The organism is Pseudomonas sp. CGJS7 (assembly GCF_036961695.1).
Map to the genome: position 1 here is coordinate 1 of NZ_JBAMDI010000185.1, position 17,414 is coordinate 17,414.

19 protein-coding genes are annotated in these 17,414 nt (G+C 67.5%); 7 read left to right on the top strand and 12 right to left on the bottom strand.

All coding sequences use genetic code 11. The features are described 5' to 3' along the window. Nucleotides 1-241 precede the first annotated feature (241 nt). Complete coding sequence (locus tag V7787_RS48915; RefSeq protein ID WP_442965374.1) at nt 242-1,012, bottom strand: arginyltransferase; 771 nt, start codon at nt 1,010-1,012, stop codon at nt 242-244. Nucleotides 1,013-1,186: 174 nt separating this feature from the next. On the opposite strand from V7787_RS48915, the gene V7787_RS48920 reads away from it, so the two are divergent. Beyond that, nucleotides 1,187-1,816, top strand: a complete 630-nt coding sequence (locus V7787_RS48920; RefSeq protein ID WP_336094850.1) for an EF-hand domain-containing protein — start codon at nt 1,187-1,189, stop codon at nt 1,814-1,816. Between the two features lie 181 nt (nt 1,817-1,997). Here the strand turns inward: V7787_RS48920 and V7787_RS48925 are convergent, their stop codons facing one another. From V7787_RS48925 to V7787_RS48945, 5 genes are all read right to left on the bottom strand, one after another. Then, nucleotides 1,998-3,305, bottom strand: coding sequence for an RNA polymerase sigma factor (locus tag V7787_RS48925; protein ID WP_336094851.1), 1,308 nt, complete (start codon nt 3,303-3,305; stop codon nt 1,998-2,000). A gap of 283 nt (nt 3,306-3,588) precedes the next feature. Further along, a complete protein-coding gene (locus V7787_RS48930; RefSeq protein ID WP_336094852.1) occupies nt 3,589-3,891 on the bottom strand; it encodes a hypothetical protein in 303 nt (100 codons plus the stop codon). 15 nt (nt 3,892-3,906) lie between these two features. Further along, a complete protein-coding gene (locus V7787_RS48935) occupies nt 3,907-4,761 on the bottom strand; it encodes a hypothetical protein (RefSeq protein ID WP_336094853.1) in 855 nt (284 codons plus the stop codon). A gap of 1 nt (nt 4,762) precedes the next feature. Next, on the bottom strand, nt 4,763-5,668 hold the full coding sequence (gene tesB, locus V7787_RS48940; RefSeq protein ID WP_336094854.1) for an acyl-CoA thioesterase II: 906 nt from the start codon (nt 5,666-5,668) through the stop codon (nt 4,763-4,765). Nucleotides 5,669-5,807: 139 nt separating this feature from the next. Further along, a complete protein-coding gene (locus V7787_RS48945) occupies nt 5,808-6,389 on the bottom strand; it encodes an N-acetylmuramoyl-L-alanine amidase (RefSeq protein WP_336094855.1) in 582 nt (193 codons plus the stop codon). A 22-nt stretch (nt 6,390-6,411) separates the two neighbouring features. On the opposite strand from V7787_RS48945, the gene V7787_RS48950 reads away from it, so the two are divergent. The 6 genes from V7787_RS48950 (at nt 6,412) to V7787_RS48975 (ending at nt 12,343) form a co-directional block, all read left to right on the top strand. After that, nucleotides 6,412-6,921 (top strand): MOSC domain-containing protein, encoded by a 510-nt coding sequence (locus tag V7787_RS48950; protein WP_336094856.1) that lies wholly within the window; start codon nt 6,412-6,414, stop codon nt 6,919-6,921. Nucleotides 6,922-7,078: 157 nt separating this feature from the next. Then, entirely contained in the window at nt 7,079-7,609 is a 531-nt protein-coding gene (locus V7787_RS48955) for a hypothetical protein (RefSeq protein WP_336094857.1), read from the top strand. A 13-nt stretch (nt 7,610-7,622) separates the two neighbouring features. Next, the gene (gene rlmKL, locus V7787_RS48960; protein ID WP_336094858.1) at nt 7,623-9,983 is read left to right on the top strand and encodes a bifunctional 23S rRNA (guanine(2069)-N(7))-methyltransferase RlmK/23S rRNA (guanine(2445)-N(2))-methyltransferase RlmL; all 2,361 of its coding nucleotides are present in this window, start codon (nt 7,623-7,625) and stop codon (nt 9,981-9,983) included. 67 nt (nt 9,984-10,050) lie between these two features. Beyond that, a complete protein-coding gene (locus V7787_RS48965) occupies nt 10,051-10,638 on the top strand; it encodes a class I SAM-dependent methyltransferase (protein ID WP_336094859.1) in 588 nt (195 codons plus the stop codon). Between the two features lie 341 nt (nt 10,639-10,979). Beyond that, a complete protein-coding gene (locus tag V7787_RS48970) occupies nt 10,980-11,840 on the top strand; it encodes a pirin family protein (protein ID WP_336094860.1) in 861 nt (286 codons plus the stop codon). 242 nt (nt 11,841-12,082) lie between these two features. Then, nucleotides 12,083-12,343 carry a hypothetical protein gene (locus V7787_RS48975; protein WP_336094861.1) on the top strand — a complete coding sequence of 87 codons (261 nt, stop codon included), beginning with the start codon at nt 12,083-12,085 and terminating at the stop codon, nt 12,341-12,343. 255 nt (nt 12,344-12,598) lie between these two features. Here the strand turns inward: V7787_RS48975 and aqpZ are convergent, their stop codons facing one another. The 6 genes from aqpZ to V7787_RS49005 all read right to left on the bottom strand — a co-directional run bounded on the left by aqpZ (nt 12,599) and on the right by V7787_RS49005 (nt 17,220). Beyond that, on the bottom strand, nt 12,599-13,309 hold the full coding sequence (gene aqpZ / locus V7787_RS48980; protein ID WP_336094862.1) for an aquaporin Z: 711 nt from the start codon (nt 13,307-13,309) through the stop codon (nt 12,599-12,601). A 211-nt stretch (nt 13,310-13,520) separates the two neighbouring features. Beyond that, nucleotides 13,521-13,997 carry a hypothetical protein gene (locus tag V7787_RS48985; protein WP_336094863.1) on the bottom strand — a complete coding sequence of 159 codons (477 nt, stop codon included), beginning with the start codon at nt 13,995-13,997 and terminating at the stop codon, nt 13,521-13,523. Nucleotides 13,998-14,104: 107 nt separating this feature from the next. Then, entirely contained in the window at nt 14,105-14,965 is an 861-nt protein-coding gene (locus V7787_RS48990; protein WP_336094864.1) for a pirin family protein, read from the bottom strand. A 647-nt stretch (nt 14,966-15,612) separates the two neighbouring features. Further along, a complete protein-coding gene (locus V7787_RS48995; RefSeq protein WP_336094865.1) occupies nt 15,613-16,035 on the bottom strand; it encodes a hypothetical protein in 423 nt (140 codons plus the stop codon). Between the two features lie 86 nt (nt 16,036-16,121). After that, nucleotides 16,122-16,634, bottom strand: a complete 513-nt coding sequence (locus V7787_RS49000) for a SixA phosphatase family protein (RefSeq protein WP_336094866.1) — start codon at nt 16,632-16,634, stop codon at nt 16,122-16,124. Nucleotides 16,635-16,737: 103 nt separating this feature from the next. Next, nucleotides 16,738-17,220 (bottom strand): GlcG/HbpS family heme-binding protein, encoded by a 483-nt coding sequence (locus V7787_RS49005; RefSeq protein ID WP_336094867.1) that lies wholly within the window; start codon nt 17,218-17,220, stop codon nt 16,738-16,740. Between the last annotated feature and the right edge of the window lie 194 nt (nt 17,221-17,414).

Consider the following 17,414-nt stretch of genomic DNA (forward strand, 5'->3'; position numbering starts at 1 on the left):
TGGCGGCCGGGGCTTCGGCGGCCGGCGCGGCGTCGGCCGGCTTGTCGGCCGGCTTGTTGCACGCAGCCAGAGCCAGGGTGATCGCAGCAGCCAGGAACAGGGTGTTCAACTTCATTGCGGACTCTCCATGTGGCAGTTCAGTGATGAGGGTGGCGACTCCATGCCAGGCCTTGGGGGGCGCCGTCCCGCACGTCGTGGTCACGACGCGGCTACGAGATACACGGTCTGATCGAGACGAGTGTTACAAATGTGTAAAAACCCGCCAATCGCGGCCGTCGAATGCCTCCAACGGTCGGTAGCGGCGTTTGTAATCCATCTTCGGATGCCCGGCGATCCAGTAACCCAGATACAGGTGGCCGCGCCGCTCGCGCCGGGCCCATTCGATCTGACGCAGGATCGCCAGCGTGCCCAGGCCGCGGTCGGCCAGCTCGGGATCGTAGAAGGTGTAGACCGCCGACAAGGCCTGCTCGACCACGTCGGTCACCGCGACCGCGAGCAGACGGCCGTGGCCGGGTTCGCGCAGTTCCAGGAAGCGGTTGTCGCTCCAGCTGCCGATCAGGAATTGATCGAACTCCAGCGCGCCGTGGCCGTCCATGCCGCCGCCGGTATGGCGCGAGGCCAGGTAGCGTTTGTACAGCGCCAGTTGTTCTTCGCTGCGCTCGGCCGGACGCACGCGCATTTCCACGTCGGCGTTGCGCGCCAGGCAGCGGCGTTGGCTGCGGTCGGGGACGAAGCGGTCGACCGGAATGCGCACCGCCACGCAGGCGCGGCAGCCGCTGCAATGCGGCCGATAGACGATGTCGCCGGAGCGGCGGAAACCCCAGCCCAGGGCGTGCGGGTACCAATCGCGCAGACGCGGATCGCGCGGGTCCAGGACCAGGTCGCGCGCGGTCCGCTCCGGCCAATAGCCGCAGGCGTGCTCGCCGGTGTGGAACAGGCGGAGGTCTTCGCTGTCAGGCTGCGGTTGCGTGCCCATGGGGGCAGCATAGCGCTGGGTTCGTGTGTTGCGCATGCAGTCGGCTCCGGTTTCGCCAAGACGGCTGGATCGGGGCGCGGCGAGGGCGCTGGGGCCCTCGCAGCGGCTGTCGCGGCGATGAATATCCGCGCCCCGTTGTCAACCGGCACGTGGCCAGGGCGTTGATCCGGTCATCGGCGCCACGGTGGCGCTTGCCGCAGGAGTCAACGCATGAACCGTTCCCCCCTTTATTTCGCCGTGCTGGCCGCGGCCCTGTTCGCCGGCGCGGCTGTCGCGGCGCCGCAGGACGGTGCCGGCGCGCAGCGTCCGCGCGCGAAGATCGACGCCAACCAAGACGGCGTGATCACCCGTGAGGAAGCGGCCAAGTTCCCGCGTCTGGCGGAGAACTTCGCCAAGCTCGACAAGAACGGCGACGGCAAGCTCGACGCCAGCGAACGCCCGCAACGTCGCGGCGGCCGCGAACACGGCGGCCATCGCGGCGGCGCCGGCGGCGCGGCGCGCCTGGACAGCGACGGCGATGGCCGAATCAGTCAGGCCGAAGCGTCCAAGTCGCCGCGCTTGGGCCAGGCCTTCGCCCAGATCGACAGCAACCGCGACGGCTATCTGGTGCGCAGCGAATTGCGTGGTTACTTCGAGCGCGAGCGTCCCAAGCGCGAGGCCGAACGGGCCAAGCGCTTCGACGAAAAGTTCGCTCAGGCCGATCTCAACCACGACGGCAAGCTGAGCAAGATCGAAGTAGAAGAAAAGATGCCGCGTCTGGCGCGCAGCTTCGCCTTCCTCGATGAGGATCGCGACGGCTTCCTGACCAAGAGCGACCTCAAGCCGGCGCCGCGTCGCTAAGGCGAGCGGTTGCGCAATCGCCGCGACGGAGTCTCGGTCTGATCCGTCGCGGTGCTGGGGCGCGCTGGTCGCGCCCCTTTTTTTGCCGGCGCGCAAGCCGCGGCGGCGATGCGAACGGCGATCCCGCGCTCGCGGTTGGCGACCGAAGCAATCGCTAACGCGGCACCGTCCGCATCCGCGATCAGACGAATCGGCCTTCGTACCAAAGAATGAAAACGATCGAGCCGATCAGCAGCAACGAGCTGTAGACGACCGCTTTAGGTCCGAGCAACCAGCGATAGACGACGCTGTCGCGCGGGTCGCGGCCGCTGTCGCGCTGGATCCGTTGCAGGCTCGGCGCCAGCGTTCGCGGTATCAGCGTCAGGCATTGCCAGGCCGAAATCGCGGTGGCGACCAAGGTGAAAGCCAGCGGCACGAACCAGCCGCGGCTGATTTCCAGGCACGCCACCAGACCGAACGACATGACCGCGCCGCTGACGGTGACCACACGGATCAGACGGCGGATGCGCTGGCGCTCTTGCGGCGTGCCGGCGTAGGACATCAGGTAGTGATTGACCATCAGCATGATCACCACGCCGCCGACGGTGCCGCCGAGGATCCCGCCCCAATCGAAGCGGCCGCTCAGTTGCGCCAGCCCGGCGACTTTCGCGTTCAAGCTGGCGCCGTCGATCGGCCCGCCGCCGACCGCCTGCGACACCGGCGACAGCACCCGCTCGGCCAGGAACGCCAACGCGCCGCCGAGCATGCCGCCGGACGCGCCGGCCGAGGCCATGCCGCCGACGCCGAGCTTGCCGGCGAGGCTGGAGCCGAGCGAACTGGCGCCGACCACCGCGACGGTGGTGCCGGCCGGCGAGATCACCCCGAGCGCGCTGGCGACCAGGGTGGTGAAACCCACCGACGGCGCGCTGGCGGTGGCGAAGGCGGCGAAGCGTTCCATCAGCTCGCCGCGCACCGCGCCGCGCGCGCGCGACAGGCGCTTGCGCACGGCGGCGTCGCTCAGGCCCAGCAGGGCGGCGACCTGTTGCGAGCTTTGGCCTTCGCGGTAGTACAGCAACAGCACTTCGCGGCTTTCGTCGGGCAGCGCCGAGATCAACTCGGCGGCGACTTGGGCGCGTTCGCCTTCGATCAGACGTTCCACCGCGCTGGGTTCGGGATCGGCGGCCGAGGCGATCGCCGCCTCCATGTCGTCGCCGCCGCGCGGCAGGCGTTTGCGCGCGCGCAGATGGTCGTGGGCGAGATTGCGGGTGATCTGCCGCAGCCACGGCAGAAAGCTTTGCGGGTTCTGCAACTTGCGGATGTTCTGCCAGGCGTTGAGGAAGGCTTCTTGGGCGATGTCTTCGCTGGCGTGGACGTCGCGGACCATGGCCAGGGCGATGGCGGTGACCGAGTTCTGGCAGGCGCCGACGATGCGCGAATAGGCGGCGGTGTCGCCGCGCGAAGCCGCCGGCAGGTCGTGGCCGATCAACGAATGCAGGGCTTCGGCGTTCATCGCGGGGCGCTCCGGAGCAGCAGCGCGGTGGGCGTGGGCGAGCGGTGCGGCGCAGGGCTGGAGGTCACGCGGGCGGTCTCATCGGGCGAGGTCTACAGTCCTAGACGGGGGTGGGGTGGGGATGTGACCAACCGAAGCCCGGCCGACAAACAACGGTCCAACCAACCCAAGCCCACGTCAACCGGGCTCCGCTCCTGCCCCTAAAGCCCCAGTCTCGCCAACAACCACCGATAAAACGATTCCGTCCTCTGCCGCCAAGAGCAAAGTCAAAATGGATTCCGGCTTACGCCGGAATGACGGCAGGTGAGGCAGCTTTCGCCGGAATGACGGCAGGTGAGGCAGCTTTCGCCGGAATGACGGCGGGTGAGGCAGCTTTCGCCGGAATGACGGCAGGTGAGGCAGCTTTCGCTGGAATGACGGCGGGTGAGGCAGCTTTCGCCGGAATGACGGCGGGTGAGGCAGCTTTCGCCGGAATGACGGCAGGTGCGACAGCTTTCGCCGGCATGACGGCCGGCGAAGTGGCTTTTGCCGGAATAACGATCGGTAGGCGGAAGGATTTTGTGGATGGCGTCAGCCGCCGATCCAAGACCGCTCCCACCGCTCACCCCATCGCCCGCACCGTCTTGACCGTCTTCACCACCGTCCACGCACCGCCCACCCGCTTGACCTCCAGCGTCTTGTAGACCGCAGCCAACCGATGGTGATACGCCGAATACTCGATCGTGCCGCCGTCGACCGAAGTCGGCCGGAACGCATGCACTTCGATCAGCTCGGCCGGCTGGCCATCGCGGGCGAGGCTGCCCTTGTTCTCATCGGCCACTTCCACGCACTGGCTGTAAGGCAGCAGCCGCAAGCCGGGGCGGGCCAGCGCGGTCAGCAGCTTGCGCGGCGCATCGCGGCGATCCACGCGCAGGCATTGGGTGGTCTGGTCGGCCTCGTTCAATTGCTGGGCGAACACCGCCTGCGCCAACGCCGCGGGCGTGGCGGCGATGCTGCCGTCGAACTTGTGCGCGGCCAAGGCGGTTTCGGCCGGGTCCACCGCGGGCTTGCCGGCAGGACGGGTGCGCAGGCCTTGGAACATCGCCAAACCCAGCGCCACCGCGATGCAAACCAGCAAACCGACCTTGATCCGCAACGCGCGCTTGTCGCCGGGCTTGCGGCCCAGATCGACGTCGGAGCGGAAGCGATACGGCGCTTGCGTGGCCTGTTCGGCGCGGGTGCTGTCGATCAACCCCGCCTCGCGCAGCAGATCGCGCGCGCGCAGCTGATCTTCGGAACGGATCACCCACACCGTCGGCTGCTCGACTTTTTTCTGTTCGCTGTAGCTGAAGTTCGAACGCCGGTTGCCCTTGTAGGAACGGTCGTTGGTGACCCGCACCTCGATCCCGGCATCGCGCAGCAACTGCGCCACGCCTTCGACGTTTTCCAGCCGCGGACTGCTGAAGACCTGCCTCATGTCAGTCCTTGGCCGGCGCTGGCGCGGCCGCGTCGGCGGGCTTGGGCGGCATCACCCGGATCAGGCCTTCCTGCGCGGTGCTGGCGACCAGATGGCCGTGGCGGTCGAAGATCTGCCCGCGCGCCAGACCGCGCGCGCCTTGCGCGCTGGGGCTGTCGATCGAATACAGCAGCCAGTCGTCGGCGCGGAACGGGCGGTGGAACCACAGCGCGTGATCCAGCGACGCCATCTGCACGTTGGGCTGGTAGTAGCTGATGCCGTGCGGGAAGGTCGCGGTGCCCAGCAGATGGAAATCCGAGGCGTAAGCCAGCAGCGCGCGATGCAGTTCCGGCGCGTCGCCGACCGGCTCGCTCAAGCGGAACCACACTTGCTGGAACGGCGGACGCTTGGGCGGATTGAGCTCATCGCGCGGATACACGTGGCGAAACTCGAACGGCCCTTGCCGCGACAGCCAGCGCTGCACCTTGGTCGGCAGCGTGGCCATGACCTCGGTCGGCACCGCCGGCGCCGGGTCGATGTCCTCGGGCTTGGGCACCTCGGGCATCGACAGTTGATGTTCGCCGCCGGCCTGATCTTCGTGGAACGACGCGGCGAGGAAGAAAATCGGCTGGCCGTGCTGGATCGCGGTCACCCGCCGCACCGAGAAGCTGCCGCCGTCGCGGGTGCGGTCGGCCTGATACACGATCGGCGCCTCGATATCGCCGGCCTTGAGAAAGTAGGCGTGCAGCGAATGCGCGGCGCGCGCGGTGTCCAGGGTGGCCTGGGCCGCCGACAGCGCCTGGCCCAGCACCTGTCCGCCGAAGACGTATTTGGTGCCGATATCGCGGCTCTGGCCGCGGAACAGGTTGTCCTCCAGCCGCTCCAGCGACAGCAGTTCGATCAATTCGGAGACGGGCGAGGAGGTCATCGTGAGCGGCGCAGTCGAAGTCCGGTGGAGTATAGCGGGACGGCCGGCACGGTCCGCCGCGCGCTTTCGCGGCGGTGGCGGGGGCTTCAGGCCGAAGGATCGGGCCGGCTGCGGGGACGCTTTAGCTTGTGGCGCAGCCTCAGCGCGGCAAGCGCCGCAGCGCGCAGGCGGCCATCACCCGCGGCCACGGGAACCACGGGCCGGGATCGAGTTTGCGCTGGACCAGCACGCTCGGGTCGTCGCTGGCCTCGACCTGGGTCGTGTCCAGGTCTTCGTGTCCGGCGATTTCGCGCAGGCCCGGCAGGCGCGCGCTCAGATCGGCCAACAAGCCGATCAGCGCGTCGATCTGCGCCGGCGGATAGTCCTCGTCCATGCGCTGGCGGCGCGAATCCAGCCAATCCGGATAACGCCCGATGTTGACCAGTTCGATCCCGATCGAACGCGGGTTGTAGCCGCGCACGTGATGGGCGATGCGGTCCTCGCTGACATACCGCAGCACCGAACCGTCGCGGTCGATGTAGTAATGGCCGCTGTTGCCGGTGCCCGACTCGGCATACAGCACGCGTTCGCCGTATTCGCGCGCGGTGGCCAGGTCCGGCAGCTCGGTGCAGTGGATCACCACCAGCTCGATGGAGGCCGGATCGCGCGCCTGCAGCCGGTTTTCGTAGGGCAGCGGGGCATGGGTGAGATTCAGGGGCGGCATGCCCGTGGATGCTACCATTCGCCCTCCAACGGAGCCCGCCATGAGCCTGCCGCCCGCCGACTCCGCCCTCGGAAAACTGATGTCCACGCTGCCCAGGCCCGGCCGGGTGGAGTGGATCGGCGTGCGTCCGGCGCGCGGGGTGCCGATGCAGCCGCTGCAACAGGTGCTGGCGCAGGCCGGGGCCGGGCTGGTCGGCGACCGTTATGCCAGCGGCAGCGGCAAGCGCGGGATCACCTTGATTCAGGCCGAGCATCTGCCGGCGATCGCGGCGCTGGCCGGGCTGGAATCGGTCGAAGCGGCGACGCTGCGGCGGAATATCGTGATTTCCGGGCTGCCGTTGATCGCATTGAAGGGACGCCGTTTCCGGCTTGGCGAAGCGCTGCTGGAAGCGACCGAAGAATGCGATCCGTGCTCGATGATGGAGGCTGCGTTGGGCCCGGGCGGGTACAACGCGATGCGTGGGCACGGCGGGTTGTGCGCGCGGATTCTCGAGGGCGGCGAGATCCGGTGCGGGGATGCGCTGGTGCCGGTGATCGATGCGGCGGGTTGAGGGTGCGGGGTGAAGATGATCGTTAGCGCACACTTCATTCTTCGGTCTTTCGCGATTGTTTGGTTCTCCTATATCCCGGCTCAGAGATGATCGCTCAAGGGCACGTAATCCTTTGGCCTTTCGCGGTTGCTTGGTTCTCCTATATCCCGGCTCAAAGATGATCGCTCAAGGACACGTAATCCTCTCTCATGGCTTCGAAAGCGGCCCAGACGCGACCAAGGTCGTCGCCCTGGCCGAAGTCGCGCAGCGCCATGGCTGGACCCACGAACGCCCCGATTACACCGACCTGGACGCCAAGCGCGAGGTCAGCGATCTGGGCGATGTGTACGCGCGCATCGAGCGCTTGCTCGCGCTGGCGCGCAAGGCCGCCGAACGCGGGCCGCTGGTGTTGGCCGGTTCCAGCCTGGGCGCGTACATCTGCGGGGCGGTATCGCTGCAAGTAAAACCCGCCGCGTTGTTTTTGATGGCGCCGCCGGTCGCGATGGGCCCGGCGCCCAAGCTGCAGGCCGCCGACGTGCCGATCAGCATCATCCACGGTTGGGACGACGAACTGATTCCCGCCGCCGACGTCGTCGCCTGGGCTTATCCGCGCCGTGCGCGCCTGCTGCTGGTCGACGACAGCCACCGCCTTTCCGCTCACGTGGAAGGCAGCGCCGACGCGTTCTCGCGTCTGTTGCAAAGTCTTTGAGTAACGCATCGACATGAGTAAGTTTTACGCAAGCTGCGGCAAGGGCCTGGAGTATCTGCTGGCCGACGAACTGGTCGCGCTGGGCTGCAAGCGCGCCACCGCCGCGACCGCCGGCGCCAACGTCGAGGGCGATCTCGCCGACGCCCAGCGTGCGGTGCTGTGGTCGCGTCTGGCCAGCCGGGTGCTGTGGCCGATCGCCGAATTCGATTGCCCCGACGAACACGCCCTGTATGCCGGCGTCGCCGCGCTGGATTGGCCTGCGCACATGGAGAGCGTGCACACGCTCGCGGTCGACGCGCACGTGTCCGGCGAAGCCATCACCCACGCGCGCTACGCCGCGCAGCGGGTCAAGGACGCGGTGGTCGATGTGATGCGCGCGCGCACCGGCGCGCGTCCGGACGTGGACACCGAAACTCCGGACCTGCGTTTGAACCTGGTGATCCGCAAGGGCAAGGCGATCGTGTCGATCGATCTGGGCGGCGGCCCGCTGCATCGCCGCGGTTGGCGGCAGAAGCAGGGCGAGGCGCCGCTGAAGGAGAATCTGGCCGCGGCGGTGTTGCTGCGCGGGCAATGGCCGAAGGTGTATGCGCAGGGCGGCTCGTTGCTCGATCCGATGTGCGGCAGCGGCACTTTGTTGATCGAAGGCGCGCTGATGGCCGCCGACGTCGCGCCGGGCCTGCTGCGTCACGGCAACTTGCCGCCGACGCGTTGGCGCGGCTTCGATTTCGCCGGTTGGCGGGCGCTGTGCGAGGCCGCGCGGGTGCGCGAGACCGCGGGTTTGACCGCGCTGCGGCCGGTGTTCGCCGGCAGCGATATCGACCCGCATGCGATCCGCGCGGCGCGCGAGAACGAGGCGATGGCGGGTTTGGCGGGCGCTATCGAGTGGAGCGTTGCCGCGGTGGAGTCGTTGCAGGCGTTGCCTGCGAAACTGCAAGAGGCATCGCCCGCGCAACCTCAAGTTCGTCATTCCCGCGAAGGCGGGAATCCAGAGACTTCAGAGTCATCCAGCGGTGAATCCCTGGATGCTCGGCTACCGCCGAGTAAAAGTGGAGCCCGCCTTCGCGGGAATGACGGTTCTGAAGGTGCGCGCTCGTCTGGCGACGGCGACGCTTCGGACGCGCAAACCGCGACAGGCCTGGTTGTCTGCAACCCGCCCTACGACGCACGCCTGGCCGCCGACGCTTCGCTGTACCGCGCCCTCGGCGACGCGCTCAAACGGCTGGTGCCGTCGTGGCGGGCCAGCCTGCTGTGCGGCGACCCCGCGCTGGCCCAGGCCACCGGCCTGCGCGCGAGCAAGAAATATCAGGTGTTCAACGGCGCGATCGAATGCGCGCTGATCGTCTGCGACCCGATCGCCCGCGTCGGCCATGCCGAACAAAAGGCCCGGGCCGAAGACGCCGCGCCGCAGCCCTTGAGCGAGGGCGCGCAGATGGTCGCCAACCGCTTGCGCAAGAACCTGCGCAAGCTCAAGTCCTGGCGCCAGCGCGAAGCGGTGAGCTGCTTCCGCGCCTACGACGCCGACCTGCCCGAATACGCCGCGGCGATCGACGTCTACGCCAGCGACGAAGCGCAGCCGCGGCTGTATCTGCACGTGCAGGAATACGCCGCGCCGGCGGACATCCCCGAAGCCGATCAGCGCCGCCGCCGCAACGAACTGCTGGCCGCCGCACGCGAAGTGTTCGAAACCCCGCGCGAGCGGATCGCGCTGAAAACCCGCGCCCGCGGCAAGGGCGGCAGCAAGTACGGCCAGTTCGACCAGCGCGGCGAGTTCGTGGTGGTGCGCGAAGGCGACGCGCGCCTGCGGGTGAACCTGTTCGATTACCTCGACACCGGCTTGTTCCTGGACCATCGGCCGATGCGCCTGCGCATCGCCGCCGAAGCGCGCGGCCGGCGTTTTCTCAATCTGTTCGGCTACACCGGCGCGGCCAGCGTGCACGCGGCGGTGGGCGGCGCGAGCGAGACCACCACGGTCGATCTGTCCGCGACCTATCTGCAATGGTGCTCGGACAATCTGCGCGAGAACGGCGTGGCCGGCGCCCAGCACCGCTTGGCCCAGGCCGACGCGGTGCAATGGCTGGAAGCCGACCGCGGCCGTTACGACCTGATCTTCTGCGATCCGCCGACCTTCTCCAACTCCGCGCGCGCCGACGATTTCGATATCCAGCGCGAACACGTGCGGCTGTTGCGCGCGGCGGTGGCGCGGCTGGCCGACAACGGCGTGCTGTACTTCTCCAACAACTTCCGCCGCTTCCGTCTCGACGCCGAGGCGATCGCGCAGTTCGCCCGCTGCGAGGAAATCAGCGCGCAGACGATTCCGCCGGATTTCGAGCGCGACGCCAGGATCCACCGTTGCTGGCGATTGGAGCCGCGCTGATGAAGGCGCTTTCGGTTGTGCCCGCCGCCCTGGCGGCCGTGCGCCGCGCTCGTGCGGAGTCCCGCGCATGAAGTCGCATCGCAAGCCCGGGGCGTGGACGTTTTTCCGTCAGTGGCTGAAGAACCCGCTGCGGGTGGCGGCGGTGGCGCCGTCCAGCGCCGAACTGGCCGCGGCGATGATCGCCGAACTGCCCGACGACGCGCGGCGGGTGATCGAACTCGGCGGCGGCACCGGCGCGATCACCCGCGCGCTGCTCGATGCCGGCATCCGCGATGAAGACTTGCTGGTGCTGGAACTCAACGAGGAATTGCACGCGCATTTGCACGTGCGCTTCCCGCGGGTGCCGGTGTTGCTCGGCGACGCGCGCGAACTGCCGCGGCTGGCGGCGGAGCAGGGTTACCTGGGCGCGGGCAAGGCCGATGCGATCGTGTCCGGCCTGGGGTTGCTGGCGATGCCGCACCCGTTGCAACGCGACATCCTGCGCGCGGCGTTCGACTGCCTGCACGAGCGCGGCGTGTTCGTGCAGTTCACCTACGGCCCGGCCGCGCCGGTGGCCGACGCGGTGGCGCGTTCGCTGGGCCTGCGGGTGCGGCGCGGCGATTTCGTGTTGCGCAATGTGCCGCCGGCTACGGTGTACGTGTACGACAAGGCCTAAGGGCGTATCGCCTCCTACGTCGCCGCTTTTGCTTTTCCCTCTCCCGCTTGCGGCGCCCGAAGGGTATGCAAGGCTGAGAGGGTAGGGTGAGGGCAGCTTTTCGGCGAATAGCCGCCTCGTTGTTGGAATTCAACTCGCCGCCGTGCCCTCACCCCAGCCCTCTCAGCCTTGCATACCCTTCGGGCGCCGCAAGCGGGGGAGGGAGCGGAACGCTGGCACTCGAGAGATTGCTATCGTTCTGTTTATGTAACTGATGATTGCATCGGAGCCCCTATCGTTCCGAAAATGCAATGGCATCCTATGCCCATCGCCAATCCGGCGTCCGCACTGGAGCAACACCCATGGCCACCGCCACCCCCACCGCTTACGCCCGCGTCGGCCGCAAGCTGCGCGGCCAGCCCACCTCCGACGGTGCCGGCGTCCGCCTGACCCGCGTCATCGGCGGCGCGCAGTTGCCGGATCTGGATCCGTTCCTGCTGCTCGACGAATTCGGCACCGACAAGCCCGAGGACTACCTCGCCGGTTTCCCCGAGCACCCGCACCGCGGCTTCGAGACCGTCACCTACATGCTCGACGGCCGCATGCGCCACAAGGACAACCACGGCAACGAAGGCGTGTTGGTCCCCGGCAGCGTGCAGTGGATGACCGCCGGCCGCGGCCTGGTCCATTCGGAGATGCCCGAGCAGGAAGAAGGCCGCATGCGCGGCTTCCAACTCTGGGTCAATCTGCCGGCGCGGGAAAAGATGACCGAGCCCAAGTACCAGGAGTTCGCGCCCGATCGCATCGTTCAACTGCGCCCGGCCGACGGCGTGCAGATCAAGCTCATCGCCGGCCGCATCGGCGACCTACGCGGTCCGATCTCGCAGCCGGCGACCGATCCGGTTTATCTCGACGTCGCGCTCGATGCGGGCGCGGGTTGGGAATACGAGTTGCCGGAAGGCCACAACGCCTTCGTCTACGCCTACGAGGGCGGAGCGGAGATCGGCGACGGCGAGGATGTCCGCGCCATCGATACGCAGGAACTGGCGGTGCTGTCCGGCGGCAACCTGCTCAAGCTGCGCGACAGCGGGAACGGCAGCCGCTTGATCGTGATCGCCGGGCGTCCGCTGCGCGAGCCGGTCGCGCGTTACGGCCCGTTCGTGATGAACACCAAGCAGGAAGTGATGCAGGCCTTCGTCGATTTCCAGGAAGGCAAGTTCTGAACGATCCGTCGTTCCGGTCGTACCACAAAGGCCACGCGCGAGCGTGGCCTTTGCGTTTTCGCCGAGGCGGTTGGCGGCGCGCACGTTGCGTCCGCGCATCGCCCGCGCGGTGGCCGCGGCGCGACGGTGTGCGCGTTGTTTTCTATCGCACGACGCATCGTCGCAGCAAGTCCGCGGCGACGGGCGAAGACGCGCGCGTGCCGCGCATCGCTGCGGCACACGTTCACAAGGAGCGTAGAGCTATGGCCACCAAACTCGATCCCAAGCAATTCACCATCGTCGCCACCTTCGTATCGGCCGGCGTCGCCGCCGGCGCGGGCGGTTGGGTGATCGTCGGCGGCAAACTCAAGAAGGTGCCGCCGCGCGGCATCAAGCAACTGCAAGCGGTGTATCAGATGCTCGACGCGGCCGAAGGCATCGGCGACGCGCGCCTGGCGGCGCAGTTGCAGCAGACCGCGGTCGAGGTGGCCGAGGCGGCGGTGAGTCTGAGGGCGGGGCGCTGATTCGATCGCGCGTTGCGCTCGCGTCTTCTCCCACACCGTCATCCGCGTCTTCTCTCACACCGTCATTCCGGCGAAAGCCGGAATCCATTTTGCTGTTGCTCGCGATCCGCTCTGCGCGCCTGAAAAGCTGAGATCAAAATGGGTTCCGGCTTTCGCCGGAATGACGGTGTGGTGGGAGCGGCGGCGCGAGGAACGCAACGCCACAAAGAAAAAGCCGCGCAAAAGCGCGGCTTTTCCGTTACCCGAAGCGGACGTTCAGTCCTTGCCCAACCACCGATACACCGCGCCGCCGAGCAAGCCGCCGATGATCGGCGCGACCCAGAACAGCCACAGCTGGCCGATGGCGGCGCTGCCGGCGAACAAGGCCACGCCGGTCGAACGCGCCGGGTTCACCGAGGTGTTGGTCACCGGAATGCTGATCAGATGGATCAAGGTCAAACCCAGGCCGATCGCGATCGGGGCGAAGCCGGCCGGCGCGTTCTTGTGGGTGGCGCCGAGAATGACGACCAGGAACATCGCGGTCATCACCACTTCGGTCAGGAACGCGGCCTTCAGCGAATAGCCGCCGGGCGACATCAGGTCGTAGCCGTTGCTGGCGAAGGTGCCGGCCGCGTTGGGGTCGATGCTGAAAGCGCCGGTGCCGCCGGCGATCTGCAACAGCACGAAACCGGCGAGGATGCCGCCTAGCACTTGGGCGACGATATAGGGCAACAAGTCCTTGGCCGGGAACCGACCGCCGGCCCACAGGCCGAAACTCACCGCGGGATTGAAATGTCCGCCGGAAATGTGGCCGAGCGCGTAGGCGCCGGTCAGCACCGTCAGGCCGAACGCCAGCGATACGCCGAGCAGGCCGATGCCGAGCGGGTTGCCGGCGCCGCCGAAATTGGCCGCCAGCACGGCGCTACCGCAACCGCCGAGCACCAGCCAGAAGGTACCGATGAGCTCCGCACCGAGTCGCTTGATCATGATCGTCTTCCTTTTGAGTTGTGGGGCAGGCAGGCCCTACGGATCGACGATCACCCCGTTCAGCATTGGAACCGGGCAGCTCGACCCTGTTCAGCCAGGCCATTCTTATGCTGGCTGATTCTTGAAAAATGAGCAATCGGTCACAATTAGTGTGCCGAGGCAACAAAAAGCGGCCGCGTCTTGAAGACGCGGCCGCTGGCGTTTGCGCGTGTTACTTGTTGACGCTCAGTCGGGTCGAGGGAAATCGCAGCCCTTCGGTCTGGCCGATGACCTCCTTCAACTGCGCCGGCGAATTGGCCTGCATCCAGATGTGGGCCATCTTGCCGTTGCCGACTTCGATCAAGGTTTCGCGCACTTGCACGTCGGGCTTGCCGGCGAGCTCGCCGCGATACCAATGCATCGGTTTGCCGTCGATGTTGCTGGCTTCGGCGCGATCCCCGCGCTTGGGCTCGAACGGCGATTTGCTGGCGATGTACAAACCGAAGGCTTCCGAGCCATCGGCACGCAAGGCGCGGCAGAAATCCGAATCGGCGGTGCCGCGGTATTCCCAGCGCAAACCCGTTTCCGCCGGCAGCATCGGACAATTGCCCTGCGCGGGCGCAGCGTCCTGAGCGTTGGCGTTAGCGGATAGAACGAACACAAAACACAGCCACGTCAGCGCGCGGCGGTTCTTCACCCATGACTTCACGACACTTCCCCCTGCAACCGGATGTATGGTTAAGCGGTGTTGCGAGTCCTATTGGGTGTGACGATAGTCCACTTCGCGGGGATTGACAAACGCCAGATTGAGAAAAGTCAGCGTTCAGGTAAGGGGATGAATTCGTGCTCGCCGGGGATCTGCCCGAAGTGGCCTTCGGCCCAGTCCAGCTTGGCCTGTTCGATCCGCTCGCGCGAGCTTGAGACGAAGTTCCACCACAGGTGACGCGGGCCGTCCAAGGGTTCGCCGCCCAGCAACATCGCCTTGAGCGGGGTCTTGGCGCGCAGCCGCGGGCGGGTGCCGGGGTCGAGCACCACCAGATGCTTTTCCGGCAGGTCGGCGCCGTCGAGCTGGGCCTGGCCTTCCAGCAGATACAGCGCGCGCTCGGCGTGGCTGTCCTCGATCTCCAACTCCTTGCCGGGGTCCAGATCGATGGCGACATACAGCGTGTCTGCAAACACCCGCACCGGCGATTCTTCGCCGAACCCGCGGCCGGCGACGACGCGCAGCCAGGCGCCGTCGCGGCGTTGCTGCGGCAGGGTCGCGGCGGGGTGGTGATGGAACGCCGGCGCGGTTTCCTCGAACGAGCGCGGCAGCGCCACCCAGGTCTGCATGCCGTGCAGGGCCTGGCCGTCGGCGCGCGGCTTTTGCGGAGTGCGCTCGGAATGGGCGATGCCGCGGCCGGCGGTCATCCAGTTCACGTCGCCCGGGTTGATGTCCTGGACGCTGCCGAGGGTGTCGCGGTGGCCGATCGAGCCGGCCCACAGAAACGTCACCGTGGCCAGGCCGATGTGCGGATGCGGGCGCACGTCGATGCCGTGGCCGGGTTCGAACGTGGCCGGACCCATGTGATCGACGAACACGAACGGCCCGACTGAACGCGCCTGAAGGCTGGGCACGGCGCGGCGCACCTGAAAACCGCCCAGGTCGTGGACGCGGGGGGCGACGATCGTGGTCATGGCGGGCTCCTGCAGCGTTGATGCATGCAGATTGGCATGTCTTTTGTGCAATCGCGTTATCGGGGGTGCAACTCGGTGTTGCAGCTGTTGCGCTTGAGGCGGGTGGGGGAGCGAATTCCCGCGATGTCGGGAGTTAGCTGTCGCGCCCGGCCGGCCTTGGGTTCGCGGAGAAAGACCGGGCCCCACCGTCCTTGGGTTCGCGGAGAAGGACCGTGCTGCCACCGTCCTTGGGTTCGCGGAGAAGGACCGTGCCCCCACCGTCATTCCGGCGAAAGCCGGAATCCATTTTGCTGTTGCTCGAGCTTTACTGTCGGCGCTGCCAGCGACACGAAAGCTAAAGTCAAAATGGATTCCGGCTTTCGCCGGAATGACGGTGGATGGTGTGGTGGAGGAGGCTGGAGAATCGCTGGGGTTGGCGGCGACGCTCTGCCGCGATTAGCTCCTCCGAGCCTTTTGCGCCCCCTCACCCGTCATTCCGGCGAAAGCCAGAATCCATTTTGCTTTTGCTCGTGACGCCTGCTGTGCGCTGCGAACGCAGCGAAAGCTAAAGTCAAAATGGGTTCCGGCTTTCGCCGGAATGACGGTGGGTGATGGCAGTGGATGGTGACAGTGGACGGCGTAGTGGAGAGTGTCCGCCGCGACCACGCTTACTTGGCGCTGATCCGCACCTGCGCATTGACCGGTTCGGCGAAATCCAGCGATTGCAGTTCGAAACTCCAATTGCCCGCGCTCTTGAGCGGTTCGGCCGGTGTGGTCAGCGAGAACGCGGTCTGAACGCCGTCGGCACGGGTCCACTGGAATTCCAGCGCGGCTTCGCCGGCCCAGATGCATTGCACGTTCGGCTTGCAGCGCGAATCGGAGGTCACGCCGACGAAGCGCAGGCGCGAGCGGTCGTGCAGGGTGACGCTGCCGCCCGGTTGCAGGGTCACGCTGCCGCCGGCCTGGACCCGCTCGGAATCGTTCGACTCGGCCGGTGCGGGCGTGGGCGAAGCCTCGCCCGGCGCGGCATGCGCGCAAGCGGTGAGGGCGAGAATGCACGACAGCATCGAAACGGCGGGCAGCGGCTTCATAGGGCGGTTCCAGTCGGCGACAGCGCATGCTCGGCGATCGGCCGCCGCGCGTCCAGGCGCGGCGCCGGCGCGGAACGCGCGCCGCGTCACCGATCGCGGGTTTGGGTCACCACGATGTGGCCTTCGCTATAGAAATCGACACGTGTGCGCCGGTTGAACTCGGTCTCCGGCATCGCCTCCACGCTGCAGCGGCACAGCGCCGAGGTGATCTCCGGCACGGTATTGCTATGGCCGACCACCAACACGGTTCCGCTTGGCCAGTCGCTGCGCAGTTGCGCGGCGAATTCGGCGGCAGGGCGCTTGGCGTCGTAGGTGACCACGCTCAAATGGTGCGCGCGCGCGGTCGGCTCGGCGGTCTGTTGGGTGCGCTTGTAGGCGGTGGCGTAGACCGCGCGCAGCGGCTTGTCCTTGAACCATTGCGCCAACTGCTCGGCGCGGGCGCGGCCGGCTTCGCTCAAGTTGGGATCGCGCGGATCGTCGTTGGCCTTTTCGGCGTGGCGCACGAGGAAATAACTGGCGACGGGCGCCGAGGGCGTGCTGGCGTAGGCAGCCAGCGGCAAGCACAACAGCAGGGCGGCCAGGCGTGGCATCGGGCGCATGGAATTCCTCGGGTCGGTTCGCGGTGAGGCGGCTTGCGCAGAGTAGATCAACCGCGGCGGCGCGGGCGAGTGCGTGGCGAGCGCACTCGCTCCGCCACCAGGTCTACTTCAACAAATCCGCGCCGGCCTGAGCGATTTCGCCGTCCTGCGCGGCCTGCGCGCCGGACACGCCGATGGCGCCGATCACCTGTTCGCCGAGCAGCAAGCGCACCCCGCCTTCGATCGGCGTGCTGCCGGGCAGGCCGAGCACGACGTTGTTGCCCTCGCTCAGCAGCTTTTGGTGGAACGCGGTGTCGCGGCGATAGTTGGCCGCGTGCACGGCCTTGCCGATGGCGACCTCGACGCTGGAATTGGGGGTGCCGTCCATGCGCTGGAAGTGCAGCAGGCGGCCGGCCTCGTCGACGACGGCGATGGCGACGTTCAAGCCCTGCGCGCGGGCCTTGGCCGCGGCGGTCGCGGCGATCTGTTCGGCGGCGGCGAGATTGAGCACGGTGCGCTGTGGGAGTTGGGTCTTGAGCGCGGGCGCGGCGAACGCGGGGGCGGCGGCGAACAGCAGAGCGGCGAGCAGGAGCGGGCTGCGGAGCATGCGCGGGACTCGGGTTGAGTGGTGCGCGCAGGCTACGGGGTGGGCGGGCGGTGCGGCAGTGCTTTTTGTACTGGCGCTTGCGCGGTTGCGCCGTGGTTGGGGTGGCGCGGTCGCGGCTCGCGCCGCTCCTACAGGGGCTTCGGGCGAGTACTCGTATGTCCCTGATGGCGCATGGTTTGCCTGTAGGAGCGGCG